The 494-nt window shown below is 55.9% G+C and carries 1 protein-coding gene; it reads left to right on the top strand.

Going from position 1 to position 494, the window contains the following annotated elements; translation table 11 throughout:
• Positions 1 to 494, top strand: a 494-nt coding sequence (locus tag RCF13_RS03020) for a major capsid protein (protein ID WP_308140851.1), incomplete at both ends; no start/stop codon positions are given.

Below are 494 nucleotides of genomic sequence, written 5' to 3'. Positions count from 1 at the left end.
GCCCGTCAGGTCCGCACCAAGTCTTGGTCCTCGATGCGCCTGTCTGGTGTTCTGGCTGGTGATGATCCGATGCAGGCCATCGGCAATCTCGTTGCTGACTGGTGGATCCGTGAACTGAACAAGATCCTCGTTGCTTCGTTGCACGGCGTCTATCTCGACAACGTGGCCAACGACAGCGGCGATATGGTCAATAACATCAGCGTCACGACTGGCACGCCTGCTGATGCAAACCTCATCTCTGCTGAAGCTATCCTCGATACCAAGCAGACGATGGGCGATGCAGCGGAAGACCTGTCCACCCTGATCATGCATTCGGCTGTTTACACCCGTCTGCAGAAGCAGAACCTCATCGACTTTATCCCTGATGCTCGCGGAGAAGTACGCTTCCCGACCTATCTCGGCTATCGCGTTGTGGTTTCTGACACGGTGCAGGTCATTAGCAACGGTGCTGGCAACCCTTCGGGCTATGTCACCTATCTGCTCGGCAATGAAGC

This window comes from Stenotrophomonas maltophilia group sp. RNC7 (assembly GCF_030910085.1).
GTDB classification, from domain to species: Bacteria; Pseudomonadota; Gammaproteobacteria; order Xanthomonadales; family Xanthomonadaceae; genus Stenotrophomonas; species Stenotrophomonas sepilia.
This window is presented reverse-complemented; position numbering and strand designations above follow the sequence as displayed.